The 23872-nt window shown below is 60.2% G+C and carries 26 protein-coding genes and 1 pseudogene; 10 read left to right on the top strand and 17 right to left on the bottom strand.

Features of this window, described 5'->3' with window-relative positions; all coding sequences use genetic code 11:
* The 4 genes from AC07V9_RS16325 (at nucleotide 1) to AC07V9_RS16310 (ending at nucleotide 5510) form a co-directional block, all read left to right on the top strand.
* The gene (locus AC07V9_RS16325; RefSeq protein ID WP_495016707.1) at nucleotides 1-1584 is read left to right on the top strand and encodes an ABC transporter ATP-binding protein; all 1584 of its coding nucleotides are present in this window, start codon (nucleotides 1-3) and stop codon (nucleotides 1582-1584) included.
* Nucleotides 1585-1645: 61 nt separating this feature from the next.
* Complete coding sequence (locus AC07V9_RS16320; protein WP_495016706.1) at nucleotides 1646-3064, top strand: sigma-54 interaction domain-containing protein; 1419 nt, start codon at nucleotides 1646-1648, stop codon at nucleotides 3062-3064.
* Between the two features lie 273 nt (nucleotides 3065-3337).
* The gene (locus tag AC07V9_RS16315; RefSeq protein ID WP_495016705.1) at nucleotides 3338-4729 is read left to right on the top strand and encodes a GntP family permease; all 1392 of its coding nucleotides are present in this window, start codon (nucleotides 3338-3340) and stop codon (nucleotides 4727-4729) included.
* A 10-nt stretch (nucleotides 4730-4739) separates the two neighbouring features.
* The gene (locus AC07V9_RS16310; RefSeq protein ID WP_495016704.1) at nucleotides 4740-5510 is read left to right on the top strand and encodes a 3-hydroxybutyrate dehydrogenase; all 771 of its coding nucleotides are present in this window, start codon (nucleotides 4740-4742) and stop codon (nucleotides 5508-5510) included.
* A 144-nt stretch (nucleotides 5511-5654) separates the two neighbouring features.
* On the opposite strand, the gene AC07V9_RS16305 is transcribed toward AC07V9_RS16310, so the two are convergent.
* Entirely contained in the window at nucleotides 5655-6821 is a 1167-nt protein-coding gene (locus AC07V9_RS16305; protein ID WP_495016703.1) for a PilT/PilU family type 4a pilus ATPase, read from the bottom strand.
* Nucleotides 6822-7003: 182 nt separating this feature from the next.
* Between AC07V9_RS16305 and AC07V9_RS16300 the strand changes: the two genes are divergently transcribed.
* On the top strand, nucleotides 7004-7279 hold the full coding sequence (locus AC07V9_RS16300) for a peptidylprolyl isomerase (protein ID WP_495016702.1): 276 nt from the start codon (nucleotides 7004-7006) through the stop codon (nucleotides 7277-7279).
* Between the two features lie 4 nt (nucleotides 7280-7283).
* On the opposite strand, the gene kdgK is transcribed toward AC07V9_RS16300, so the two are convergent.
* The 8 genes from kdgK to AC07V9_RS16260 all read right to left on the bottom strand — a co-directional run bounded on the left by kdgK (nucleotide 7284) and on the right by AC07V9_RS16260 (nucleotide 13958).
* Nucleotides 7284-8225, bottom strand: a complete 942-nt coding sequence (gene kdgK / locus AC07V9_RS16295; RefSeq protein WP_495016701.1) for a 2-dehydro-3-deoxygluconokinase — start codon at nucleotides 8223-8225, stop codon at nucleotides 7284-7286.
* 12 nt (nucleotides 8226-8237) lie between these two features.
* Complete coding sequence (locus AC07V9_RS16290) at nucleotides 8238-9461, bottom strand: amino acid deaminase (RefSeq protein WP_495016700.1); 1224 nt, start codon at nucleotides 9459-9461, stop codon at nucleotides 8238-8240.
* A gap of 50 nt (nucleotides 9462-9511) precedes the next feature.
* Nucleotides 9512-10276, bottom strand: coding sequence for an IclR family transcriptional regulator (locus AC07V9_RS16285; protein ID WP_495016699.1), 765 nt, complete (start codon nucleotides 10274-10276; stop codon nucleotides 9512-9514).
* Nucleotides 10277-10508: 232 nt separating this feature from the next.
* A complete protein-coding gene (locus tag AC07V9_RS16280) occupies nucleotides 10509-10898 on the bottom strand; it encodes a RidA family protein (RefSeq protein WP_495016698.1) in 390 nt (129 codons plus the stop codon).
* Nucleotides 10899-10922: 24 nt separating this feature from the next.
* Nucleotides 10923-11714 carry an amino acid ABC transporter ATP-binding protein gene (locus AC07V9_RS16275; protein WP_495016697.1) on the bottom strand — a complete coding sequence of 264 codons (792 nt, stop codon included), beginning with the start codon at nucleotides 11712-11714 and terminating at the stop codon, nucleotides 10923-10925.
* Nucleotides 11711-12373, bottom strand: a complete 663-nt coding sequence (locus AC07V9_RS16270) for an amino acid ABC transporter permease (RefSeq protein ID WP_495016696.1) — start codon at nucleotides 12371-12373, stop codon at nucleotides 11711-11713. The genes AC07V9_RS16275 and AC07V9_RS16270 overlap by 4 nt, the downstream gene beginning before the upstream one ends.
* Nucleotides 12374-12382: 9 nt before the next feature.
* A complete protein-coding gene (locus AC07V9_RS16265) occupies nucleotides 12383-13045 on the bottom strand; it encodes an amino acid ABC transporter permease (RefSeq protein WP_495016695.1) in 663 nt (220 codons plus the stop codon).
* A gap of 64 nt (nucleotides 13046-13109) precedes the next feature.
* Entirely contained in the window at nucleotides 13110-13958 is an 849-nt protein-coding gene (locus AC07V9_RS16260; protein ID WP_495016694.1) for a transporter substrate-binding protein, read from the bottom strand.
* Between the two features lie 353 nt (nucleotides 13959-14311).
* Between AC07V9_RS16260 and AC07V9_RS16255 the strand changes: the two genes are divergently transcribed.
* Nucleotides 14312-14653: a hypothetical protein gene (locus AC07V9_RS16255; RefSeq protein ID WP_495016693.1), complete on the top strand. Its 342-nt coding sequence runs from the start codon at nucleotides 14312-14314 to the stop codon at nucleotides 14651-14653.
* Between the two features lie 189 nt (nucleotides 14654-14842).
* Nucleotides 14843-15211 carry an NUDIX hydrolase gene (locus AC07V9_RS16250; protein ID WP_495016692.1) on the top strand — a complete coding sequence of 123 codons (369 nt, stop codon included), beginning with the start codon at nucleotides 14843-14845 and terminating at the stop codon, nucleotides 15209-15211.
* Between the two features lie 46 nt (nucleotides 15212-15257).
* Here AC07V9_RS16250 and AC07V9_RS16245 read toward each other — a convergent pair whose 3' ends face one another.
* The 4 genes from AC07V9_RS16245 to AC07V9_RS16230 all read right to left on the bottom strand — a co-directional run bounded on the left by AC07V9_RS16245 (nucleotide 15258) and on the right by AC07V9_RS16230 (nucleotide 18067).
* Nucleotides 15258-15803: a 5-oxoprolinase subunit B family protein gene (locus AC07V9_RS16245; RefSeq protein ID WP_495016691.1), complete on the bottom strand. Its 546-nt coding sequence runs from the start codon at nucleotides 15801-15803 to the stop codon at nucleotides 15258-15260.
* Between the two features lie 163 nt (nucleotides 15804-15966).
* Nucleotides 15967-16392 (bottom strand): VOC family protein, encoded by a 426-nt coding sequence (locus tag AC07V9_RS16240; RefSeq protein ID WP_495016690.1) that lies wholly within the window; start codon nucleotides 16390-16392, stop codon nucleotides 15967-15969.
* A 194-nt stretch (nucleotides 16393-16586) separates the two neighbouring features.
* Nucleotides 16587-17492, bottom strand: a complete 906-nt coding sequence (locus tag AC07V9_RS16235; protein ID WP_495016689.1) for a LysR family transcriptional regulator — start codon at nucleotides 17490-17492, stop codon at nucleotides 16587-16589.
* A gap of 146 nt (nucleotides 17493-17638) precedes the next feature.
* Nucleotides 17639-18067: a LexA family protein gene (locus AC07V9_RS16230; protein WP_495016688.1), complete on the bottom strand. Its 429-nt coding sequence runs from the start codon at nucleotides 18065-18067 to the stop codon at nucleotides 17639-17641.
* 143 nt (nucleotides 18068-18210) lie between these two features.
* Between AC07V9_RS16230 and AC07V9_RS16225 the strand changes: the two are divergent.
* A pseudogene (locus AC07V9_RS16225) lies at nucleotides 18211-18382 on the top strand (site-specific integrase); the annotation flags it as partial.
* A 65-nt stretch (nucleotides 18383-18447) separates the two neighbouring features.
* A complete protein-coding gene (locus AC07V9_RS16220) occupies nucleotides 18448-20034 on the top strand; it encodes an ABC-F family ATPase (protein WP_495016687.1) in 1587 nt (528 codons plus the stop codon).
* A 76-nt stretch (nucleotides 20035-20110) separates the two neighbouring features.
* On the opposite strand, the gene AC07V9_RS16215 is transcribed toward AC07V9_RS16220, so the two are convergent.
* The 4 genes from AC07V9_RS16215 to AC07V9_RS16200 form a co-directional block, all read right to left on the bottom strand.
* Nucleotides 20111-20416, bottom strand: coding sequence for a DUF1883 domain-containing protein (locus tag AC07V9_RS16215; protein WP_495016686.1), 306 nt, complete (start codon nucleotides 20414-20416; stop codon nucleotides 20111-20113).
* 97 nt (nucleotides 20417-20513) lie between these two features.
* Nucleotides 20514-21200: an RES family NAD+ phosphorylase gene (locus AC07V9_RS16210; RefSeq protein ID WP_495016685.1), complete on the bottom strand. Its 687-nt coding sequence runs from the start codon at nucleotides 21198-21200 to the stop codon at nucleotides 20514-20516.
* Nucleotides 21200-21604, bottom strand: a complete 405-nt coding sequence (locus AC07V9_RS16205) for an antitoxin Xre-like helix-turn-helix domain-containing protein (RefSeq protein WP_495016684.1) — start codon at nucleotides 21602-21604, stop codon at nucleotides 21200-21202. The genes AC07V9_RS16210 and AC07V9_RS16205 overlap by 1 nt, the downstream gene beginning before the upstream one ends.
* Nucleotides 21605-21676: 72 nt before the next feature.
* On the bottom strand, nucleotides 21677-22402 hold the full coding sequence (locus AC07V9_RS16200) for a GntR family transcriptional regulator (protein WP_495016683.1): 726 nt from the start codon (nucleotides 22400-22402) through the stop codon (nucleotides 21677-21679).
* A 156-nt stretch (nucleotides 22403-22558) separates the two neighbouring features.
* Here AC07V9_RS16200 and AC07V9_RS16195 point away from each other — a divergent pair, with 156 nt between their 5' ends.
* Nucleotides 22559-23770 (top strand): pyridoxal-phosphate-dependent aminotransferase family protein, encoded by a 1212-nt coding sequence (locus AC07V9_RS16195; protein ID WP_495016682.1) that lies wholly within the window; start codon nucleotides 22559-22561, stop codon nucleotides 23768-23770.
* The last annotated feature ends 102 nt before the right edge of the window (nucleotides 23771-23872 follow it).

Here is a 23872-nt window from a genome sequence, read left to right as displayed (position 1 = left end):
ATGTCTGAAAATCTGATCGAAATCCGCGACTTGTCGGTGGCTTTCAATGGCAATACGGTCGTCAAGCACCTGAGCCTGGACATCCCCGCGGGGGAGTGTCTAGCGCTGGTGGGCGAGTCTGGCTCCGGCAAATCGGTGACGGCGCACTCGATCCTCCAGCTGCTGCCCCAGGCAGGCACGATCAGCACTGGCAGCATCCGCTATCGAGGTCAGGAGTTGCTGGGGGCCGACGTCAAGAAGATGCGGCAGATCCGCGGCAACCAGATCGGCATGATCTTCCAGGAACCCATGACCTCGCTGAACCCCTTGCACACCGTGGCCAAGCAGATCGGCGAAACCTTGCTGCTGCACAAGGGCCTGAGCGGCAAAGCGGCGCAGGCACGCATCATCGAATTGCTGGAACTGGTGGGCATTCAGAACCCCAAGAAGCGCTTGAAAGCCTACCCTCATGAGCTGTCAGGCGGCCAGCGTCAGCGGGTGATGATCGCCATGGCCCTGGCCTGCGAGCCGGAACTGCTGATCGCCGACGAGCCGACCACTGCGCTGGACGTCACGGTTCAGCGCAAGATTCTGTTGTTGCTCAAAGAGTTGCAACAACGTCTTAACATGTCGCTTTTACTCATCAGCCATGACCTCAATCTGGTGCACAGCATCGCTCAGAAGGTCTGTGTGATGCGCGCTGGCGAGATCGTCGAGCAGTCCAACTGCCACACGCTGTTCAAGCACCCGCAACATCCTTACAGCCGGTTGTTGCTGGACGCGGAGCCTGCGGGCGAACCCCTGCCCCGGGACACCCGTGAGAAAGTCCTTGAAGTCGAAAACCTGCGGGTGTGGTTCTCGTTGGGCGGCGGTATCTTCAATCGCCATCATGAATACCTCAAGGCCGTCGACGACATCAGTTTGAGCATCGAGCGGGGCAAGACGCTGGGTATCGTTGGCGAATCCGGCTCCGGAAAGTCGACACTTGGTCAGGCCATCCTGCGCTTGCTGGAATCGCGTGGCAGTATCCGCTTCAAGGGGCACGCGCTGGACAGCCTGAACCAGAAGCAGATGCGTCCATGGCGCAAGCAGATGCAGGTGGTGTTCCAGGACCCCTATGGCAGCCTCAGCCCACGCATGTCGGTGGCGCAGATCATCAGCGAGGGCCTGGAAGTTCACAGTGAGCTGGACAAGGTGTGCTGTGAGGCCGAAGTGGTTCGCGTGCTGGAGGAAGTCGGTATCGACCCGATGAGTCGGCATCGTTACCCCCATGAATTTTCCGGTGGTCAGCGCCAACGCATCGCGATCGCCCGCGCCCTTGTGCTCAAACCTGCCTTGATTTTGCTCGACGAACCCACCTCTGCCCTGGATCGTACGGTGCAGAAACAGGTGGTGGCGCTGTTGCGCCAATTGCAGGAGAAACATGGCCTGACGTACCTGTTCATCAGCCACGATCTGGCGGTGGTGCGGGCACTGGCTCACGACCTGATCGTGGTCAAGGACGGCAAGGTGGTCGAGCGTGGCGCCAGTCACGACGTTTTCGACGCACCGCAACACCCGTACACCAAGGAATTGCTGGCAGCAGCACATCCGGGTTTCAACTGAAATGACGCATAACCAGCAGTCTGTGCGGCCAGATGCCGGGACAGGAACTACGGAACAGTGCATGAAAGACAGTGACAGCCTCAAGGATTACCGACGCGTACGGCGGCTAGCGATCCGTTCGTTGTTTGAAATCATCGAGCAGTCCAGTGAAGGTACTGTGATCGTCGACAAGGAAGCGCGAATCGTCTGGATCAACGAGCGCTACGCCCGGCGTTTTGGTCTGGATGACGCCAGTCGGGCTATTGGCCAGCCCTGCGAAAAGGTGATTCCGGGCAGCCTGCTGCGTCAGGTGGCCAGCAATGGCCAGCCGATCCTTCTGGACATGATGGACACCGCCAAGGACCCGTTGGTGGTCATGCGCCTGCCCATTCACGACGACATGGGCGGCGTGATCGGCGCCATCGGTTTTGCCCTGTTCGATGAACTGCACGCGCTCTCGCCCCTGCTCAAGCGTTACCTGAGCATGCAGCAGGAGCTGGCGTCGACCCGTTCGTTGTTGCGCGCGCGGCAGGCCAAATACAGCTTCGCCCACTTCATCGGCACCAGCGCGGCGAGCCTTGAAGTCAAGCGCCGCGCTCGACGCAGCGCCAGCACCGAATCCCCTGTCCTGCTGCTGGGTGAAACCGGCACCGGCAAGGAGCTGCTCGCCCACGCCATCCACAACACCTCGCCCAGGGCCCACAAGCCATTCGTCAGCATCAACAGCGCGGCCATTCCGGAAACGCTGCTGGAGGCCGAATTCTTCGGCACCGCGCCCGGCGCCTTCACGGGTGCTGACCGTCGCGGTCGCCAAGGCAAGCTGTACCTGGCCGAAGGCGGCACGCTGTTTCTCGATGAAATCGGCGACATGCCCCTGCCCCTGCAAAGCAAGTTGCTGCGTGTGTTGCAGGAAAAAGAGTACGAGCCTGTGGGCTCCAACGATATGATCAAGAGCGATGTGCGCCTGATCGCAGCGACTTCCACTGACCTTGAAGCGGCGATCAAACGTGGCGACTTCCGCGCCGACCTGTATTACCGCCTGAGCGTGCTGCCCATTGAGGTGCCGCCATTGCGTGAACGTCTGGACGATCTCCCGGCACTCAGCGAAGCGATTCTCGAAGAGTTGCGTAGCCAGCACGAGCTTGAGCCAGACGCCATGGCCATGCTCGAACAGCACACCTGGCCGGGCAATATCCGTGAATTGCGCAACGTGCTGGAACGGGCGGCCTTGCTCAGCGACGACTTGCACCTGAACGCCAATGACATGCGCACCGCCATCGGTACGCTGGTGCCTCGCGAAGGTGCTGCGGTTGTGAAGCCGCCAGTCAATGACTCGCTGGAGACCTACAGCGAGGCGCGAGAGCGGTTTGACCGGGCGTTGATTCAGGCCAGCCTCGCGAAATGTCGCGGCAATGTGGTGCTGGCGGCACGTCAGTTGGGGCTGGGGCGATCGACGCTGTATAAAAAAATGGCAGCGCTAGGAATTGCCGAGTCTCATTAACGAGACGGGTTGTCTCTCTTTCTGGACGAAACCTAATTTTCTTTTCCGGCCTCGTTTACAAGCGGTTGCGTCTGTAAAATCGCTGCCATCGACGAGTCCGCCGTCATAAAGGGCCTCAGATGTCTCTAAATCGAGACGATTCCGAGTACCGGCCATCACCAAAAACAAATTAACCCATAGAAATCAATCGGTTAGCGAACTGGCATAAAACTGGCTATACCTCCTGTCTAGCGGCTCGACCGCATTCATAACAAAAACAACAGGAGACACTCGATGAGTGTGATCATCGCCTTGGCAGCCCTCGCGCTGTTGATGCTGGCTGCATACCGTGGTTACAGCGTTATCCTCTTTGCCCCCATTGCCGCGCTGGGCGCGGTGTTGCTGACCGATCCGTCCGCCGTGGCCCCAGCCTTTACCGGCGTGTTCATGGACAAGATGGTCGGCTTCGTCAAACTCTACTTCCCGGTTTTCCTGCTTGGCGCGGTGTTCGGCAAGCTGATCGAGCTGTCCGGTTTCTCGCGCTCCATCGTCGCTGCGGCCATCAAGCTGCTGGGCACCCGCCAGGCAATGCTGGTGATCGTACTGGTCTGCGCCCTGCTGACCTACGGCGGTGTATCGCTGTTCGTGGTGGTGTTCGCGGTCTACCCGTTCGCGGCGGAGATGTTCCGCCAGAGCAACATCCCCAAACGGCTGATCCCGGCCACCATCGCCCTGGGTGCGTTCTCCTTCACCATGGACGCCCTGCCTGGCACGCCGCAGATCCAGAACATCATCCCCTCGACGTTTTTCAACACCACCGCCTGGGCCGCGCCCTGGCTGGGCCTGATCGGCACGGCGTTCGTGTTCTGCGCCGGCATGCTGTTTCTGCAGCGCCAGCGCAACAAGGCGCAACGGGCCGGAGAAGGCTATGGCACCCAGCTGCGCAACGAACCGGAAACCCCTGAAAACATTAGCCTGCCCAACCCGTGGATCGCCTTGGCGCCGCTGTTGCTGGTCGGCGTGATGAACCTGCTGTTCACCCAGTGGATTCCGCAATGGTACGGCAAGACCCACAGCCTGGCCCTGCCTGGCATGGCGGCCCCGGTGCAGACCGACATCGCCAAGATCACTGCCATCTGGGCAGTGGAAGCGGCCTTGCTGGTAGGGATTATCTTCGTGCTGGTGTTTGCCTTTCGCACCGTCAAATCCAAGCTCGCCGAAGGCAGCAAGGGCGCGGTCAGTGGCGCATTACTGGCGGCCATGAACACGGCTTCGGAATATGGTTTTGGCGCGGTCATCGCCTCGCTGCCCGGCTTTCTGGTGCTGGCCGACTGGCTCAAATCGATCCCTAACCCGCTGGTCAACGAAGCCATCACCGTGACCTTGCTGGCCGGGATCACCGGCTCCGCGTCGGGGGGCATGAGCATTGCGCTGGCGGCGATGTCCGACAGCTTCATCTCCGCCGCTCACGCCGCCAACATTCCACTGGAAGTGCTGCACCGGGTCGCGGCCATGGCCAGCGGCGGCATGGACACCCTGCCCCACAACGGCGCCGTCATCACCCTGCTCGCGGTCACCGGCCTGACCCACCGCGAGGCCTACAAAGACATCTTCGGTATCACCCTCATCAAGACCCTGGCGGTCTTCGTGGTGATCGCTACTTTTTATGCAACCGGCATCGTATGAGGAATTGAACATGAGCCTGCAAGGCAAAACCGCACTGGTCACCGGCTCCACCAGCGGCATCGGTCTGGGCATAGCCCTGACCCTGGCCAAGGCAGGCGCCAATCTGGTGTTGAACGGCTTTGGCGACGCGTCGGCGGTGATCGCAGAGGTCAAGCAGTACGGCGGCAAGGTCGGTCATCACCCGGCGGACGTCAGTGACGTGGCGCAGATCGCCGACATGATCGCCTACGCCGAGCGCGAGTTCGGTGGCGTCGACATTCTGGTCAACAACGCCGGCATTCAGCATGTGGATGCGGTGGAAGACTTTCCGGTCGAAAGCTGGGACAAGATCATCGCCATCAACCTGTCCTCGGTGTTCCATAGCACCCGCCTGTGCCTGCCGGCCATGCGCGCCAAGGGCTGGGGGCGGATCGTCAACATCGCTTCGGTACACGGTCTGGTGGGCTCGACCGGCAAGGCAGCTTACGTCGCGGCCAAACACGGGGTGATCGGGCTGACCAAAGTGGTGGGCCTGGAAACGGCAACCAGCAACGTCACCTGCAACGCCATTTGCCCGGGCTGGGTGTTGACTCCGCTGGTGCAGAAGCAGATTGATGACCGCGGCGCTGAAACCGGTGATCTGGAGCAGGCCAAGCATGACTTGCTGGCGGAAAAGCAGCCCTCACTGGAATTCGTGACGCCGTCGCAACTGGGTGAGCTGGCGTTGTTCCTGTGCAGTGAAGCCGGGGCACAGGTGCGCGGCGCGGCGTGGAATATTGATGGGGGGTGGTTGGCGCGTTAACCACGGGCCAACGGGTCACCCTGTGAGAGCGAATTCATTCGCGAACAATAGGTCGGGCGACACGGATGCACCGACTGTGAAGGCCTCTCGCGAATGAATTCGCTCCCACAGGTTCAACGTCTCCTAAAATGCCAAAGGGGGACTTCAGCTCCCCGGCTCGTCCCGCTCATCCACCAACCCCCAATCCTTGACATCCACCTGCGCCGCAGGCTGGGGCGCCGGGGGTGGCGTGGTGTGGGTGGTCACGCCGTTTTCGGCGTGCAACTTCAGGCGCAGGCGCACGTTGTTGGCGGAGTCGGCGTTTTTCAGCGCTTCATCCTCGGTAATCGCGCCCTCAACGGCCAGGTCATACAGCGCGTTGTCGAACGTCTGCATACCCAGGTTGGTGGATTTCTCCATGATGCCCTTGAGTTCAGTCAGCTCGTTGCGATGAATCAGGTCGCGAATGGTGGGCGTGCCCAGCATCACCTCTACGGCCGCGCGGCGCTTGCCGTCACGGGTCTTCACCAGTCGCTGGGACACGAACGCCTTGAGGTTATTGCCCAGGTCGTGCAGCAGCTGCGGGCGACGCTCTTCGGGGAAGAAGTTGATGATGCGATCCAGCGCCTGGTTGGCGTTGTTGGCGTGCAGGGTCGAGATCGCCAGGTGCCCGGTGTCGGCAAAGGCCAAGGCATGTTCCATGGTTTCGCGGTCGCGAATTTCGCCGATCAGAATCACGTCCGGCGCCTGACGCAGGGTGTTTTTCAGCGCGGCATGGAAACTGCGCGTATCGACCCCCACTTCGCGCTGGTTGATGATCGATTTCTTGTGCCGATGAATGAACTCCACCGGGTCTTCGATGGTGATGATGTGCCCGCTGGCGTGGCGATTGCGGTGATCGATCAGGGCGGCGAGCGAGGTCGATTTACCCGACCCGGTGGCGCCGACGAACAGCACCAGGCCGTGTTTTTCCATGACCACATCGAGCAGCACCGGCGGCAGGTGCAGGTCTTCGAACTTGGGGATGTCGAGCTTGATGTTACGCGCGACGATGGACACTTCGTTACGCTGCTTGAAGATGTTGATCCGGAAACGTCCGACGCCCGACAAGGAAAACGCCAGGTTCATTTCCAGCTCGCGCTCGAAGTCCAGACGCTGCTCGGCGTCCATGATGCCATCGGCGATCAGCGCCACATCGCCAGGCTTCAGGGCTTCTGTGCTGAGGGGCTTGAGCACGCCGTTGAACTTGGCGCAGGGGGGGGCGCCGGTGGAGAGGTAGAGATCCGACCCGTCTTGGGTGGCAAGAACCTTCAACAACGCCGGGAAATCCATAATTCACACCGCACATAAAGGTTTTAAGAAGACTGCAGGTCGACATTAGCTGCGACCATCGACCCGTACCAACGTTCGCTCGAGGTTCGCGCAACGCTCGTCCGACTCAGGTGAAGGAAATTACCTGAAATCGTGCGACAAAGGCATAATGCGCGGCTTTTTCATCAAGGGGTTCATTCAGCATGAAGGCTCAAGCCCGCCACATTCTGGTCAAGACGGCCGAAGAAGCCGAGCAGCTCAAGCAGCGCATCGCCAAAGGTGAAGCCTTCGACGTGCTGGCGAAAAAATATTCCACCTGCCCGTCCGGCAAGCGCGGCGGCGACCTGGGCGAGGTACGCCCGGGTCAGATGGTCGGGTCCATCGATCAGATCATCTTCAAAAAGCCACTGCGTACTGTGCACGGGCCCGTGAAAAGCAAGTTCGGTTATCACCTGGTGCAAGTGTTTTACCGGGATTGACTTGTCAGGCGGGCATCGCGCTACGGGGGATCAACGCGCCGGCGTGCTGAATCACCAGACTCGCCAACCCATGCCCCGCTTCGGCCGCTTCCTGCGGGCTACCGCCGCGCAACCGTTTGGCCAGGTACGCGGCGCTGAACGAATCCCCTGCTGCCGTGGTGTCGATGACCTTCTGTACCGGATGTGCAGGCACGTCGTAGCGACGATTGTCGGCGCACACCAGACAGCTTTGCGCGCCGCGCTTGATCACCACTTCCGCCAGGCCCATGTCGCGATACGCCGACATGATCTGCTCGCTGTCGGTGTAACCGAACAGCGCCTGCTCGTCTTCTTCCGTCAGCAGCGCAACGTCCACTTCATGCATGACCGTGCGATAGGCCTGCCGGGCCTGGTCGACACTGCGCCACAGCCGTGGCCGGTAATTGTTGTCAAACACCACCCGCGCGCCGCGATCCCGGGCATCGCCCAGGGTCGACAGCAGCCGCGCACGCCCCACCTCCCCCAGCACCGCCAGGGTGATGCCGCTGAAATACAGCACATCGTACTCAGGCAGCGCCGCCAGGATCGGGTCGGCGCCCGGCGTGGTGAAGCATTCACGCACGGCCGCCTCGTTGCGCCAGTACAAAAAGCGTCGCTCGCCGTTGGCGTCGGTCTGGATGCAATAGAGGCCCGGCAAGCGCCCTGGCAGACGCTGTACGCGACTCAGGCCGATGCCTTCCTCGGTCCAGATCGCACACATCGCGTCGCTGAAGCTGTCATCGCCCAACGCCGTGACGTAATCCACCTGCGCCGCTGAACCCAGCAGGCGCGACAGGTAAACCGCCGTGTTCAGCGTGTCGCCGCCGAAGCTCTGCTTGAGTGTGCCGTTGGCGTGCTGCTGCAGTTCGATCATGCATTCGCCGATCAGGGCAACGCGGGGATGACTGTGGCTGACCAGTTCGCTCATCACAGGCTCCCGTCAGAAGTAGGTTGCAAAGGTTTCGATCACGCCCAGATCGTCGCCGACCAGGCAGCCCGTGCGCCATTTGTCGAAGGTCAGGCAAGGATGCGAGGTGCCGAAGGAGATGATGTCGCCGATCTTCAGCTCCACACCCGGCGCGACGGTCATGAACGCGTGCTGGTCCATCACGGCAGTGACCTTGCAGTCGCTGACGTCATCGCCTTGCGCGGGAACAACGCCCGGCTTGTACCGTTTGATCGGGTTCGGCATACCGGCGTCGAAGGCCACGTCGCGCTTGCCCAGTGCGATCACGGCAAAGCCCGGCTCCGGCATCGATTGCACGTGGGCCCAGACTTCCAGGGCCGGTTGCAGGCCTTCGCTCAGGTCATGACGGCGGTCCAGCACGCAGCATTGGGCTTCTTTATAGATGCCGTGGTCGTGCACCACATAGCTGCCAGGGCGCAACACCGCGAGGAAGCGGTCGCGGACCTGCTGTTTGTCGAACTCTTCGGCGATCAGGTCGTACCAGGCCGAACCCGATGCCGTGACGATCGGACGATCCAGCGCAAACGCGCCCTTGTCTTGCAGGGCCACGGCCAGGCTGACCAGGGATGATGCGAACGCACGGATACCGGCGATGGCCTTATCGCCATGAATCACGCCTTCGTAGCCTTCGATGCCGGTCAGCCTGAGCGCCGGTTGCGCAGCGATGGCGTCGGCCAGGGCCATGACTTCTGCCTCGCTGCGGCAACCACAGCGCCCGCCGACCACGCCGTATTCGATCATCACGTTGAGTTGCACACCCTTGCTTGCGAAGAACTCGCCCAAGGCTTTGACGTTGTCCGGGTGATCGACCATGCAGTGGAAGTCGAACATCGAGTCACTGAGCATGTCAGCGATGATCGCCATGTTCGGCGTGCCGACCAGTTGGTTGGCCATCAGCACGCGACGCACGCCGTGGGCGTAGGCTGCGCGAGTCTGGGTGGCGGTGGCCAGGGTCATGCCCCAGGCGCCGTGCTGCAGCTGACGCTGGAACAGCGCCGGGACCATGCTGGTCTTGCCGTGGGGCGCCAGTTCGGCGCCGCTGTCCGTGACGAATTTCTGCATCCAGCGCAGGTTGTGTTCCAGCGCTTTGTCGTGGATGACCAGCGCAGGCAGGCTGACATCGCGAACCAGTTGGTCGCCCGGGTGGGCGGCGCCTTTCTCGACGACGGCGTCCTTGTTTACGGTGGCAGTGGTCATGTCTGTTCTCCGGAATGCTTGTTCGTGTGCAAATGACGGCTGACGAACCGTCAATCGTTGACCCGGCGCGCCAGGCCGTTCGCGCTGTCGATCAGCACGCGCCGGTAATGTTCGTAATGGGTCTTGGCGTCGGCCCGAGGCGCGACGATGCACAGGGTGGCAATGCAAATGCCCTGTTTGTCCTTGACCGGTGCAGCGAAACAATGGGTAAAGGTGTCGGCGATGCTGTTGAAGGAAAAGAAGCCTTCGGCATGGGCCGTGCGGATTTCACTGAGGAAGGTTTCCAGCGGCAGGCGTTGGCCGTCCGGCAGGATGAAGTCCTCGGGGTCAATCAAGTCGACAATCGCCTGATCGCTCAAATGACCCAGCAGCAGACGGCCGGAAGCGGTCCACGGGATGGGTGCGTCTTCGCCGATGTCCGAGGAAATCCGGAAGTGCCGGGCGCCCTCTTTCATCAGCGCGACGGTGTATTTGCGACCGTTGAGCAGGCACATCTGCGCGGTTTCGCGGGTCTGCTCGACGATCTCACCCAGGCTCACTTCGGCTTCACGAGTGAAGTCGAAATGGCGCAAATGCGCTTGCCCGAGAAAATACAGCTGACGCCCCAGATAGACGTGGCCTTCCTTGCCCACGCTTTCCAGAATGCGCCGCTCAAGCAAAGACGCGACCAGCTCATAGACCGTCGATTTCGGGCTGCCGATACCGCTGGCGATTTCGTTCGGGCGCAGGGGCGTGCCCGTTTCCTTCAGGAAATCGAGAATATCGAACGCCCGGTCCAAACCACGGGCCCGGCGCTTGATGGTGTCTTCGGTCATGGTCGTGCTTTCCATTGAGCTGGGGGTCTCTTTAAAGAAGGCAGGCAGTTTACAGCGAGTGACGGTTGAGCGGTTGTACACCGCCCACACGCCTGCCCCGGACCTGTGGGAGCGAATTCATTCGCGAGAGGCCGGGACAGGCGATACATATCTATCGTCTGTCAAATCCCTTCGCGAATGAATTCGCTCCCACAGAATCGGTCACCGGTTCGATAGAAACCGGTGCTCTGTCTCAGGCCTTCTTCTTGTACGCAATGCAGTCGATCTCGACCTTGCAGTCGACCATCATGTTCGCCTGCACGCAGGCGCGGGCCGGGGCGTGTTCGGGTTTGAAGTACTCGCCGAACACCTTGTTGAAGCTCCAGAAATCCCGTGGGTCTTCCAGCCACACGCCGACGCGCACCACGTCTTCCAGGCCGTAACCGGCCTCTTCGAGAATCGCCACCAGGTTCTGCATGGTCTTGTGGGTCTGCTCGACGATACCGCCAACAATGATTTCGCCATTCTCGGCGGGCACCTGGCCAGACACGTGCAGCCAGCCATCGGCCTCTACCGCGCGCGCGAAAGGACGTGGCTGGCCGCCACCTGCGGTGCTGCCTGCGCCGTAACGAGTAATGCTCATGAAATATCTCCTTTGATTGAGCGTTTAAAAACGAATGTTCTTGAGGAATTCTGCGAGGCGCGCCGACTTCGGCTGCTCGAACAGGGTTTTGGGTGGGCCTTGCTCCTCGATGCGGCCCTGGTTCATGAAGACGATCTGGTCGGACACTTCGTAGGCGAAGCGCATCTCGTGGGTCACCAGCAGCATGGTCATGCCCTCTTCGGCCAGGCCCTTGATCACGCTGAGCACCTCGCCGACCAACTCTGGGTCAAGCGCCGAGGTCACTTCGTCGAACAGCATCAGGCTGGGGTTCATGGCAATGGCGCGAGCGATGGCCACACGCTGCTGCTGACCGCCGGACAATTGCCCCGGATAGTGATTGCGACGCTCCAGCAACCCCACGCGCTCCAGCCATTTTTCAGCCAGGGCAACGGCCTGATCCTTGGGCAGCTTTTTCACTTTCAGAAGGCCCAGGGTGACGTTCTGCAAGGCAGTCAGGTGCGGGAACAGGTTGAACTGCTGGAACGCCATGCCGGTCATGGCGCGGTGCTGGGCGATGACTTTTTCGGGATGGCGCACGCGCTTGCCGTTCACATCGCTGTAGCCGATGTCCTGACCTTCGAGGCGAATGTGGCCGCCCTGGAACTCTTCCAGCAGGTTGACGCAGCGCAGCAGCGTGGTCTTGCCCGAGCCACTGGAGCCGATCAGGGTGACCACGTTGCCCTTGTTCATTTTCAGGTCCACGCCCTTGAGCACTTCGACGGGGCCATAGGATTTGTGCAGCCCTTCGATGCTCAACAGAGCCTGTGCGGCGGTCGCGCTTTGAGTCTGAGTCATGGCAGTGCCACCCGTTTTTCGATTTGCCGCCCGAGAAGCTCGATGGCGTAGTTGATGACAAAGAAGAGAAAGCCGGCGAACAGGTAAAACTCAAGGGTCATGAAGTTGCGCGCGATCACCTGTTGCGTGCTGAGCAAGAGCTCCGCTACGCCGATCACCGAGAGCAGGGTCGAGGCCTTGACGATTTCGGTGGACGAGTTGACCCAGGTCGGCAGGATCTGGCGCAAGGCCTGAGGCAGCAGCACGTAGCTCAGCGACTGGCTGAATGTCAGGCCAATGGCCTTGCCGGCTTCCAGTTGCCCGCGAGGAATCGCCTGCAATGCGCCGCGCACGATTTCGGCGACGTGGGAGCCGCAGAACAACGTCAGCCCCAGCGCACCGGCGTTGAAGGCCGAGATCTGCCAGCCCAGCGCCGGAGCCATGTAGAAGCAGGCCAGCACCAGCACAAACACTGGCGTGCCGCGAATCAGGTCGACGTAGGCGCGAAACGGCAGGCGCGCCCACCATTTGCCATAGGTCAGGATCAGACCGGCAAACACGCCGATCACGGTGCCGCAGATGATCGCCAGGCCCGCGCACTGCACGCTGGTCAGAAAGCCGTTCCACAGGGCTTCGCGGGCGATCCACAATTCATGCAGCCAGGTCGGTTGTTCGTACATGTCGGCCTCCTAGCGGCGAATCGCCAAGCGCTGTTCGAGGTAGCGCAAGAGCATGGCGATGAGGTAACAGGCCGCGACATACAACGCCGTCGTCACCAGCCAGGTTTCGATGACCCGGTAGCTCTCGACGTTGATCTTGCGCGCGTAATAGGTCAGTTCCGGCACGGCGATGGCGGCTGCCAGCGAGGTGTCCTTGAACAGCGAAATGAAGTTGTTCGACAGCGCCGGCAGCACATTGCGCAGCATCACCGGGACGATGATGTAGGCGCGCACCTGCCACTCGCTTAGGCCGATCGCCAGCCCCGCTTCACGCTGCCCCTTGTGAATGCTCAACAGGCCCGCGCGGAACACTTCGGTCAGGTACGCCCCGGCGTACAGCGACAGGGTAATGATGAACGAAGGGATCTTGTCCAGACGAATCCCCAGGCTCGGCAGCGCGAAGTAGATCAGCAGGATCAACACCAGAATCGGCGTATTACGGATCACCGTGACGTACACCGACGACACCACCCGCAGCGCGCGGTATCTGGACAGCATCGCAAACGCCGCCATCAGGCCGATCACGCAGCCAATGGCGATGGAGATCAGGGCCAGCTCAAGGCCCAGACCCAGTCCCGCCAGCAGACTGGGGAAATCCCGCCAGACTGCTGCAAAGTTCAACTGATAATTCATGGTCAGGAGTACCTGGGACGGGAAGACGCCACGGTCTTCCCTGCCCCGTCAGTTGCAGGTCACGTTACTTGTACTCAACCGGGAAGCCGATCGCCGGGCTTGGCAGTTCGACGCCGAACCATTTTTTGAAGGATTCTGCGTAAGCCGGGAATTCCACGCCGGTCATGGCTTCATGCAGGGCGGTGTTGACGAAGTTCAGCCAGTCCTGATCGCCACGTTTCACGGCACAGGCGTAGGTCTGCGGGCTCCAGGCGAAGGCTGGCGAGCGATAGCGACCCGGGTTCTGCACCATCAGGTATTTGACCGAGGACTGATCGGTGGCAGCGGTGTCGGCACGGCCGGAGTTGATGGCCTGGTACATCAGGTCGACGCTGTCGTACTGATCGACCTTGGCCTTGGGCAGCGCCTGATGCACGAGTTCTTCGGCGTAGACGTTCTGCAGCACGGCAACGGTAACGCCATCACCCGCGGCTTTAAGGTCGTCGATTTCCTTGTACTTGCTGTTGGCTGGCAACAGCAGCGCCACGCCTTCGCGGTAGTACGGCAGGGTGAACGCCACCTGTTGCGCGCGACTGGCGGTGACGGTGATGAACTGGCAGCTCATGTCCACTTTGTCGGTGAGCAGGTTGGGGATCCGCGCATCGGATGACTGCACCACGAACTCGACCTTGCTCGGGTCATTGAACAGACCCTTGGCGACGATACGCGCGATGTCGATATCAAAACCCTGCAATTTGCCGTCTGCGCCCTGGAAGTGCCATGGGGCGTTGGTGCTGCCGGTGCCGACCACCAGATGGCCGCGCTGCAGCACGCTGTCGAGCTTGCTGTCCGCCGCTTGAGCGGTTGAAGCCAGCGTCGCTGTGGCTGCCAGAACGAACGCACAAGCTTTCAAAAAAGAAGGTCCGCGATGCATGTGATGAACTCCGCCGAGAAAGTGTTAATTCCGCTATACCGGAATTGAGTATGTAACAACGGAATGAACAGCAGAAAGTGTGCCACAGAACGCCCATGAAAAAACAGCGAATGAAAATCTCGCTATATCAACGGGCTAGGAAAAAAGAATGGCGCTTGCGCAGGAAATCCGGGGGATCGTGCCCCGCTACCGTTGAACACAGGTCTGTGTACCGAGGCCCCACGGTTGTGCGCGATGCGCCACAACTGGGCGATAGGCCAGACAAGGTGACCGTTCGTCATGCTGAGGGCACATTGGCATCGCCTTGGTTGCCTAACATCACACAACAAAACCTGTATGAAGGGAGGCACACCATGCGCATTCACACGCTGTCCCGCTTGCTGTTCACCGGTCTTTTAATGGCTGGCGCGGCGATGCCACTGGCAAGCAACGTGGCCTTCGCTGCCTCGGAGCTGGAAGGATCTGCCCTGCCCCCCGGCATCAACCCGACCTCCCCGGCGGGCGGCAACGGCGGCGATGCCCAAGGCTATGACAAAAAACCTGTCGCGCCCCCTGCTCCCGGGACTGACAAGGCCAGGACACAAAACAAGGCCTCGCAACCTGCCCCCGCAACCCGACAGACCACGCCCCCGACGTCCGAGCGTAAGCACCCCGCGCCGCGCACGAAGAGCACCGTCAAAAAACCGCAACCGTAATGTCGCCTGCGCAGCCTTCGCCTTAGCTAAGCTGCGGCTACCAGGGAAGATTGACCCTTGCCGAGGACACGGTTCAGGGAACATTGGCACCGTTAGTGCTTCCAAGCCTTATGTGAAGCTTTTGTGACAACCGAGTGACGGTTCGCCCATCTTGCGCATCTCACCGGTTGTACGGTGGAGGAACATCCAATGAAAGAACGAGCGACAGTCATTTGCCGACGGGACAACCACATCCTGTACGTGCGCAAGGCCAAATCCCGCTGGACCCTGCCGGGCGGCAAGGTCGAGGCCAACGAGTCACCCGCTCAGGCCGCTGCACGTGAATTGCGCGAAGAAACCGGACTGATTCTTGAAGAGCTCGACTTCATTACTCGTTTCGAGGGCGGGGAGGTGCTGCACCACGTCTTCGAGGTGTCGGTCACGCTCATGGTTACCCCCGCGCCGAAAAACGAAATCGCCGCTTGCAAGTGGTTCACCGTCAAGGACCTGAACGACTTGAAGGTCAACCCATCCGCCAAATCCATCGTTAAAGCCTTCCTGAACGACACCACTCGCTGATTCGGGCGCTTGCGTTTATTACCGGCGAAGATCGCCTTTTGACATTTCACGCAGTGTCGTCAAAGCAATCAGCGCCAGTACTGCCGCACCGCCCATCGCCGTGTAACGCATCGCCCCCCTTGAGCAGGCAAGGCAGCTCGTCAAAGGGTGAAAACAGATCCAGCGGCGTGCGCCCCACCAGATTCCAGCCGCCTGGCAGGTCCGCCGGATAAATCACACTCTGGCCGTTGGCGATGTCGACACTGCCCTTTTTCACAAGCTTGCGCGGCACCGAGCGGCGCGGCAGCTGCAACGCCTCGGGATGCATGCCGATATACGGATGGCCCGGGGCGAAACCCACCATCAGCACGTCCAGCCATTGGGCTGTGTGGACCTCGATGACCTCGGCGACCGACAGCGAACAGGCCTGTGCGACCCGCTCAAGGTCCGGCGCATAGTCAGGCTCGTAACAGACGGGAATCTCGATGCGATCGGCCGATGAAGCCTCAGTGCCAGTGGACTGGCGAAGCGCTTCGCTCAACCGTTCACACACTGCATCGTAGGGAGATATGTCGGGGGACAGCGACGCAAACGTCAGCGGCGAATAATGCACGCCTACTCCTTATGCAGCAGGCAGGTGATCAGCCAGGCATGCACACGACCGGACGCCGCCGCATTTGAGGCGGTATCCACAGATCATCAGGGCGCTGCAAGGCTAAACGGCTAAGGGCGCCGTCGCTCTGACGGCGACGGTCGCGATGACTCGGAAACGCTTATCACTTGGCGAACAGCTGGCTCATGTCCTTGAACGCCTTGAATTCCAGCGCGTTGCCGCACGGGTCGAACAGGAACATGGTCGCCTGCTCGCCCACCTGGCCCTTGAAGCGCACATAGGGTTCGATGACGAATTGGGTTTCACGGGCACGCAGGCGATCAGCCAGGGCTTCCCACTCTTCCCAGTGCAGGATGATGCCGAAGTGCGGGACCGGCACATCGTGGCCGTCGACCAGATTGGAGTGCACCGATTCCTGGGACGCGGTTTTCGGGTGCTCGTGGATCACCAACTGATGGCCGTAGAAATCGAAGTCCACCCATTGATTGCTCGAACGCCCTTCGGCAAGGCCGAAAACGTCGCCGTAGAAGTGACGCGCGGCGGCCAGGTCAAAAACAGGGATAGCGAGATGGAAAGGAGAAAGGCTCACGGGGTTTATTCCTGCAGTTTGTTATGCGTGAGCTGATTCTCGACCGAGAAGACGCCGGGTTAAAAGCGGATATTTTGACACCTGAGCAACAATATTTTTGATGAGTCAGCCGTTTTTATGCGCCTTTGCCCCAAATCCAGTCATGACGCCCAAAAGCCGTGCGTCGCCTATCGCGCAGCCCTATGCCTCCACCTTCAGGAAGAGGTTCTGGCCTCCCGGCTCTGGGCGCTGCGCCTGGCCATGGCGTCCATCACGCAGGTGCGAAAAAGGTTGAACAGCGGCGCATGGCGCTGCTGATAACGGGTCAGCAACACGATCTCACGATGGAACGTCAGGTCATGAAGCGGGATGACCCGCACGTCCGAGGCGTTCTCCAGCCACAAGCCTGCCAGCGGCACCAATGCCACCCCCAGACCGCTGCGCACCATCTTCACGATGGCGTCGAGCTCATCGAGCTCCAGCGCCTGACGCACCTGCAGCTTGTGCTCGCGCAGGAACTGCGTCACCGAGCGGCCACCGAACGAGTTTCGGTCGTAGCGAATGAAAGGATGGTCGCGCAGCAGCTGGAGCGGTTCGGCGCCGCGCACGTTCTTTGGCGTGATCAGCACGAACGGTTCGCGGGCGATGACTTCGGCGCGCAGGTCCTTGGGCAGGGCGAACGGCGGGTTGATCATGATCGCCAAGTCCAGATCCCCGGAATCCACCAGGCTCAACAGATTGAGCGACACCCCCGGAATGAGGCTGACCTCGATAAACGGCGCCTTGGCCTTCAGTGCAACCAGCACTTGGGGAAGAATGCCGGTCTGCACGGTGCCAATGGCGCCGATGCGCAAGGCGCCGTGAAAGTCGTTGCCGGTGTCCGGCGCGCCCATGCGCGAGAAGATCTGCAGGATCTCCTCAGCCAGCGGAACCGCCCGCTGCCCCGCCGAATTGAGCGTCGCCGCCCGACCTGAACGATCAAAAAGCCTCACCCCGAGGCTGTCCTCCAGGTTGCGGATCTGCGCACTCACCGCCGACTGGGTCAACCCCACTTCCTGCCCCGCCGCCGCGAAGGTGCCGCGTCGGGCCACGCAGATGAAGGTCTTGAGTTCTCTGATCACGCTGGGTCCTCGGTCGTCGATGGCCAGGGGAAAACAGCGAGTTTATCGTGAAGCGCGAGGGCGCGACGTGGCGATGTGCATAACGGTGAGGCTAGTGACAGCGCACAAGCCACTGACTGCTCAGCCTGGGAGTGCGCAAAACCAGCTCAGGCTTTGTCATGAACCCGAATACTGTGCTTGACCACTCCCCAGATTACCAAGTCATCACTTTCCAATACGGGACGCGGCGCGAATTCCGGGTTTTCAGACTTCAAAATCACATCTGGCCCCTGCATGTGCAACCGTTTGCAAACCGGTTCGGCGTTAAGTAGCGCTACCACAATATCCCCGTGTTCGGCATAGCGGCTGCGGTCAACAACGACCAGATCGCCATCCATAATGTCCACACCTCGCATGCTGTCATCTTCGACTTTGACCAACTGTAAATCAGGCTCCTGGATGTCGAGCAGTTCCCCAAGAGAGGTGCTTTTATCCGCGTCACCGCCAGCGGACAGCGAAGAGACAGCAGAAAGGGAGGAATAAAAAGGCAGCTTCAGGCCTTCAGCCATTAGAGAACCAAGAATAGTAACGCTCATGGGAATCACCTTGCGCAGATAGCTGTACGGATATACAGTTAACGTCGAGAACCGCACGAGGTCAACGTCGGATGTAAAAATTGCGACGAATCATCTTTCAGCCACATTCGCTGGACAGCTCTGGGCTCTGGCGTGAGGTATGACGTTGGCCACCGTACAACTGCCGTCATACTTATGCGACAATATGTGAAATGTCTGGAATAAATCCCTCCTTTATTGCCCAGCAGCTCGGACACCCATGTCCCGATGCTGCTCTTGACTCATGCGCGCTGGCTCAGCTCGATGGGCCACCAAGGCAAGACGGAACACAACTGAACAATGCCTCGGAATTGGTCCAACGCCAAGCCCAGCGCCCTGTAACTCCTTGATAGGTAAAGCAATTGATTTCCACAGCTAACATCACGATGCAGTTCGGCCCAAAACCGCTGTTCGAGAACGTTTCGGTCAAATTCAACAACGGCAACCGCTACGGCCTGATCGGTGCCAACGGCTGTGGCAAGTCGACGTTCATGAAGATTCTGGGCGGTGATCTGGAGCCGTCGGGTGGTCAGGTCATGCTTGAGCCGAATGTGCGTCTGGGTAAATTGCGTCAGGATCAGTTCGCCTACGAGCAGTTCACCGTGATCGACACCGTGATCATGGGCCATGAGGAGCTGTGGAAGGTCAAGGCCGAGCGCGATCGCATCTACTCGCTGCCGGAAATGACCGAAGAAGACGGCATGGCCGTGGCCGAGCTGGAAACCGAGTTCGCCGAAATGGACGGCTACACCGCCGAATCCCGCGCCGGTGAGCTGCTGCTGGGTCTGGGCATTCCGCTGGAACAGCATTTCGGGCCGATGTCCGAAGTCGCACCGGGCTGGAAACTGCGGGTGTTGCTGGCGCAGTCGCTGTTCTCGGATCCAGAAGTGTTGCTGCTCGACGAGCCGACCAACCACTTGGACATCAACACCATTCGTTGGCTGGAATCGATTCTCACGGCGCGTAACAGCACCATGATCATCATTTCCCACGACCGTCACTTCCTCAACAGCGTCTGCACCCACATGGCCGACCTGGACTACGGCGAGCTGCGCCTGTTCCCGGGCAACTACGACGAGTACATGACCGCAGCGACCCAGTCGCGCGAGCAGTTGCTGTCGGACAACGCCAAGAAGAAAGCCCAGATCGCCGAGCTGCAGACCTTCGTCAGCCGCTTCTCGGCCAACGCCTCGAAAGCCAAGCAGGCCACTTCTCGCGCCAAGCAGATCGATAAAATCCAGCTGGCCGAGGTCAAGCCATCGAGCCGCGTCAGCCCGTTCATCCGCTTCGAGCAGACCAAAAAGCTGCACCGCCAGGCCGTGACCATCGAGCGTATGTCCAAGGGCTTTGACGGCAAGGTTTTGTTCAAGAACTTCAGCTTCACCGTTGAAGCGGGCGAGCGCGTTGCGATCATCGGCCCGAACGGTATCGGCAAGACCACCCTGCTGCGCACCCTGATGAACGAGCTGACCCCGGACGCCGGCTCGGTCAAATGGACGGAAAGCGCGGAGCTGGGCTACTACGCTCAGGACCACGCCCACGACTTCGAAGACGACGTCACCCTGTTCGACTGGATGGGTCAGTGGACTCAGGGCGAGCAGATGATTCGTGGCACCCTGGGGCGCATGCTGTTCTCCAACGACGAGATCCAGAAATCGGTCAAGGTCATCTCCGGTGGCGAGCAAGGCCGCATGCTGTTCGGCAAGCTGATCCTGCAAAAGCCGAACGTGCTGGTGATGGACGAACCGACCAACCACCTGGACATGGAATCGATCGAGGCGCTGAACCTGGCGCTCGAGAACTACCCTGGTACGCTGATCTTCGTCAGCCACGACCGCGAGTTCGTGTCGTCCCTGGCCACGCGCATCATCGAGCTGAGCCCCAATGGCGTAACCGACTTCAGCGGCACCTACGACGACTACCTGCGCAGCCAGGGGGTCGTGTTCTAAGCAGCCTTGCTACAACAAAAAAGCCCGCAGCGATGCGGGCTTTTTCGTGGGCGCTTTTTACGATGCAGGGGGCTGCTCAGCGAGGCAACCCGGCATTGGAGCGGCGGACGATCTTGATCGAGTGCTTGATGTTCGGCTTGCGCGTCACGCTGATCGCCCGGGTGGTGACGGTGTCGAGCGTGATGTTCCAGAAACCGCTGCTGGGCACCACGATCCTGGCCGGGAAGCGATCGAACGCCCCGCCGTGATAGGTGTGGCGGCCACCGTTCTTGAAGCTGCGGAAGTTGGCATCGCTCATGAGACGAATGTTGCAGACACCGGAAGACTCGATGACGACGACGTCGCCTTCATTGAGGTGTTCGCGCTGATGGATGAATTTCACGGGGATTCCACGGGGAGAACAAACAGGCGACAAGAATACCACGAGGGCTTATTGCGCTCAGTGACGAGCGATGTCCTGTAGGGCGGCGGGATCGCGCTCAAGCACCGGAAAGACGATTGACGCTAGTGATCTGGCCATTCCAGATCATCTCGTAATGGGCACTCTGATGAATCGAGAGAACGTGGCGTGGGGTCAACAATGCCCAGCATTGGTTACCGGGCGAGCGCACCGAGTTATAGCGCAGGCCTGCTGCGCCTTTGCCTTTCAACGCGCCACCCAGCTGATGGGAGGCCGTGTAATCGTCAGGCGCATAAATGGCGTCGGACAGCGTTATTCCCGTGGCGTCCACACTGCCGACCTCACTAAAACGGCAAGACAAACTGCGAAAGACGAACCGCTCATAGTTCAGCGCCTCGACCCCAGCCCAATAGCGCTGCTGATGATGCCGGACTTCGGCAATGGCGGTTTCCATCGTGTCCGCCAGATACAGCACACCGAACGTGCCATTACTGAAGCGCGAGCCTGCCGGGTTCAGATGGGTAAAGGGGGCGGTTGCGTAGGAGCAACCGGGAATGCCAAACGGAATCTCTTGCCGTGGGATCAGCTCCAGCCTGCCTATCTCGTTGAGCAAACGGGGATTGGTCAGGGCCTGGATCTGGTACAGCGTTTCGAACTCGTCGGCATCGGCGACATCGTTGAAAAGGCTGATAGGCGGGAACTTGGAATTGACCAGCCGATAGGTCTGCTGCAGCTGATCCGTTAACTCGGGCAGAGAATCGGGCATCACCATTGAGCGCCCCGCAACGCATCGATTCGGCGAAACGTCTCGTAAAGGGAGGTCATGTCACCTTGCGCCATTACATCGAGCGGCGAACGACCGTTGAAGAACTCATTGTGATTGGCCATCGACGGGAATCCATAGACGTTGTCCGGATTGTCGAACAACGTACGCAGCGCCGCGTGGATGTTGAGCACAAAGCTGATGCGTTGCAGCTGATCAAGGTCCAGGGCAACGGACCAATCGGCGCCGTCCTGTCGGGCGCGCGTGTAGGTGCTGCGGGAAATGCGCAGAATTTTACAGGCCTGCTCGCTCGAGGCTTTCCACTTGTCGAGCACGCGCAACGCAGCACGCAGGCCGATGACGCCCTGCGTGCGGGAAAGCGGTTGAGTGGCAATAGCGACGGTCATAGCGGGCTCCTGTTTGAATCTACAGATCCAAATATAGAGCTTATGACCCTAAGGACGCAAACTTATTCAGGTTTAACGCCGAATTGATCCCGGATGCTCTGCGTCGTCACGCGCCATCAGCATGATCGCGTCACGTTTTTCCAGCAGGTGATGACGCAAAATGCTGCTCAGGCGCTTGCCATCGCGGGTTTCGAGGGCCTCGATCATCGCTTCGTGGTCGTGCAGCGCCCGCTCCCATTTCGGTGCCTGCTGGTTGGAAAGAAAACGTAATGCATGAATGCGCCGGTTCAGCGACAGGTAGACCTGACGCAGCGCGCCGTTGCGTGCGGCCTGGTTGATCAGGTCATGGATGGCGCGGTTGCGCTGGTAGTAGCCGGGCAAGTCGTTCTGGTTCTTGCTGACTACCATGGCGTAATGCAGCGCCTTGATCTCGTCGAGTTCTTCAGCTGTGATGCGGTCGCACGCCAGCTCGCCGGCGAAGGCTTCGATACCGCTCATCAGTTCGAAGGTCTCGCGAATTTCCAGCTCCGACATGCGTGCAACCGACGCCCCACGATTGGGGTTGATCTCGATCAAGCCCTCTACGGCAAGCACCTTGAGTGCTTCGCGTAGCGGCGTGCGGGAGATCCCGAGGGTCTCGCAGAGTTCGCGCTCGTTGAGCTTCTTGCCTGGAGCCAGTACGCCCTCGGTAATGAAGGTCCGCAGGTGTTCGACGACGACATCGTGCAGCCGCTGACGCTCGACCTTGAGCATCGGACGGGCGTTTTCCTGTTCGGTTAACGCTTGGATATTTTGCATACAAAATCCTCTACAGCGACGTTTCTACCAACGCCTTATGCTGAAAACACTCATCAGACCCCGAATATTAGCGCAATTGTGACGTTTGACACAGGTCGAGCCGGTGCTAATGTATTTTGCATTCAAAATACAAAAAACAATAAAAGGAGTCACCGAATGCTGAAGCTCAACTACCACCCGGCCGGCCGTCACTTCCTGCAGATTCCAGGCCCGAGCCCTGTCCCCGACCGCATCCTGCGCGCCATGAGCTACCCCACCATCGACCACCGCGGGCCCGAATTCGGCGAGCTGGGGCTCAAGGTGCTGTCGGGTATCAAGCAGATTTTCAAAACGCAGAACCCCGTGATCATCTACCCCGCCTCAGGCACCGGCGCCTGGGAAGCCGCGCTGTGCAACACCCTGAGTGCAGGGGATGAAGTGCTGATGTTCGAGACCGGTCACTTCGCCACGCTCTGGCAGAAAATGGCCCTGAGCCTGGGCCTCAAACCCCAGTTTATCGGCAAGCCAGGTATCGAAGGCTGGCGCGGCGGTGTCGACGCCCAAATGATCGAATCGCACCTGCGCGCAGACACCGGCCAGCGCATCAAGGCCGTGTGCGTGGTGCACAACGAAACCAGCACCGGCGTGACTTCCGACATTGCCTCTGTGCGCAAGGCCATCGACGCCGCCGGCCACCCGGCGCTGCTGCTGGTCGACACCATTTCCGGCCTTGCCTCGGCGGACTATCGCCACGACGAATGGGGCGTGGACGTCACGGTGTCCGGCTCGCAGAAAGGCCTGATGCTGCCGCCGGGCATCAGCTTCAATTCCCTGTCGCCCAAAGCAATCGCCGCCAGCAAGCGTGCAAAACTGCCCCGCAGCTTCTGGGCGTGGGATGAAATCATCGAGATGAACAAGACCGGCTACTGGCCGTACACGCCGAACACCAACCTACTCTACGGGCTGGCCGAAGCGCTGGACATGATCCTCGGCGAAGGCCTGGACAACGTGTTCGCTCGCCACAATCGCCTGGCCCAGGCCTGCCGCACGGCCGTCAACGCCTGGGGTCTGCCGATCCAGTGTGCCGACCCTGCGGTCTACAGCCCGGTGCTGACCGGGGTGATAACGCCTGAGGGCGTCGACGCCGATCAGGTGCGCAAGATCATCTACGAGCGTTTTGACATGTCGTTGGGCACCGGCCTTGGCAAGGTCAAGGGGCGCATGTTTCGCATCGGCCACCTGGGCGATTGTAATGATCTGACGCTGATGGCGACGCTGACCGGCTGCGAGATGGGCCTGCAACTGGCAGGCGTGAAGCTACAGTCCAGTGGCGTACTTGCCGCGATGGACTACCTGGGAGGGCAATCCGTACCGCTTCGACGCGACTGATCCATCAGGCACTGCGGCGCCCGTCGCAGTGCCTGAGCGCCACACACGCACTATCCCGACTCAATCGCCATCCCTGGTGATAACAATAAGAAACTGGAGATA

The organism is Pseudomonas sp. GW821-FHT02A11 (assembly GCF_059421985.1).
Note: the sequence above shows the minus strand (reverse complement) of the source record. Positions and strands in the feature narration are given on the sequence as shown.

Coding starts and splice junctions, on each gene's coding strand:
- AC07V9_RS16325 (WP_495016707.1), top strand. CDS start 1: ATGTCTGAAAATCTGATCGAAATCCGCGACTTGTCGGTGGCTTTCAAT.
- AC07V9_RS16320 (WP_495016706.1), top strand. CDS start 1,646: ATGAAAGACAGTGACAGCCTCAAGGATTACCGACGCGTACGGCGGCTA.
- AC07V9_RS16315 (WP_495016705.1), top strand. CDS start 3,338: ATGAGTGTGATCATCGCCTTGGCAGCCCTCGCGCTGTTGATGCTGGCT.
- AC07V9_RS16310 (WP_495016704.1), top strand. CDS start 4,740: ATGAGCCTGCAAGGCAAAACCGCACTGGTCACCGGCTCCACCAGCGGC.
- AC07V9_RS16305 (WP_495016703.1), bottom strand. CDS start 6,821: ATGGATTTCCCGGCGTTGTTGAAGGTTCTTGCCACCCAAGACGGGTCG.
- AC07V9_RS16300 (WP_495016702.1), top strand. CDS start 7,004: ATGAAGGCTCAAGCCCGCCACATTCTGGTCAAGACGGCCGAAGAAGCC.
- kdgK (WP_495016701.1), bottom strand. CDS start 8,225: ATGAGCGAACTGGTCAGCCACAGTCATCCCCGCGTTGCCCTGATCGGC.
- AC07V9_RS16290 (WP_495016700.1), bottom strand. CDS start 9,461: ATGACCACTGCCACCGTAAACAAGGACGCCGTCGTCGAGAAAGGCGCC.
- AC07V9_RS16285 (WP_495016699.1), bottom strand. CDS start 10,276: ATGACCGAAGACACCATCAAGCGCCGGGCCCGTGGTTTGGACCGGGCG.
- AC07V9_RS16280 (WP_495016698.1), bottom strand. CDS start 10,898: ATGAGCATTACTCGTTACGGCGCAGGCAGCACCGCAGGTGGCGGCCAG.
- AC07V9_RS16275 (WP_495016697.1), bottom strand. CDS start 11,714: ATGACTCAGACTCAAAGCGCGACCGCCGCACAGGCTCTGTTGAGCATC.
- AC07V9_RS16270 (WP_495016696.1), bottom strand. CDS start 12,373: ATGTACGAACAACCGACCTGGCTGCATGAATTGTGGATCGCCCGCGAA.
- AC07V9_RS16265 (WP_495016695.1), bottom strand. CDS start 13,045: ATGAATTATCAGTTGAACTTTGCAGCAGTCTGGCGGGATTTCCCCAGT.
- AC07V9_RS16260 (WP_495016694.1), bottom strand. CDS start 13,958: ATGCATCGCGGACCTTCTTTTTTGAAAGCTTGTGCGTTCGTTCTGGCA.
- AC07V9_RS16255 (WP_495016693.1), top strand. CDS start 14,312: ATGCGCATTCACACGCTGTCCCGCTTGCTGTTCACCGGTCTTTTAATG.
- AC07V9_RS16250 (WP_495016692.1), top strand. CDS start 14,843: ATGAAAGAACGAGCGACAGTCATTTGCCGACGGGACAACCACATCCTG.
- AC07V9_RS16230 (WP_495016688.1), bottom strand. CDS start 18,067: ATGAGCGTTACTATTCTTGGTTCTCTAATGGCTGAAGGCCTGAAGCTG.
- AC07V9_RS16210 (WP_495016685.1), bottom strand. CDS start 21,200: ATGCCCGATTCTCTGCCCGAGTTAACGGATCAGCTGCAGCAGACCTAT.
- AC07V9_RS16205 (WP_495016684.1), bottom strand. CDS start 21,604: ATGACCGTCGCTATTGCCACTCAACCGCTTTCCCGCACGCAGGGCGTC.
- AC07V9_RS16200 (WP_495016683.1), bottom strand. CDS start 22,402: ATGCAAAATATCCAAGCGTTAACCGAACAGGAAAACGCCCGTCCGATG.
- AC07V9_RS16195 (WP_495016682.1), top strand. CDS start 22,559: ATGCTGAAGCTCAACTACCACCCGGCCGGCCGTCACTTCCTGCAGATT.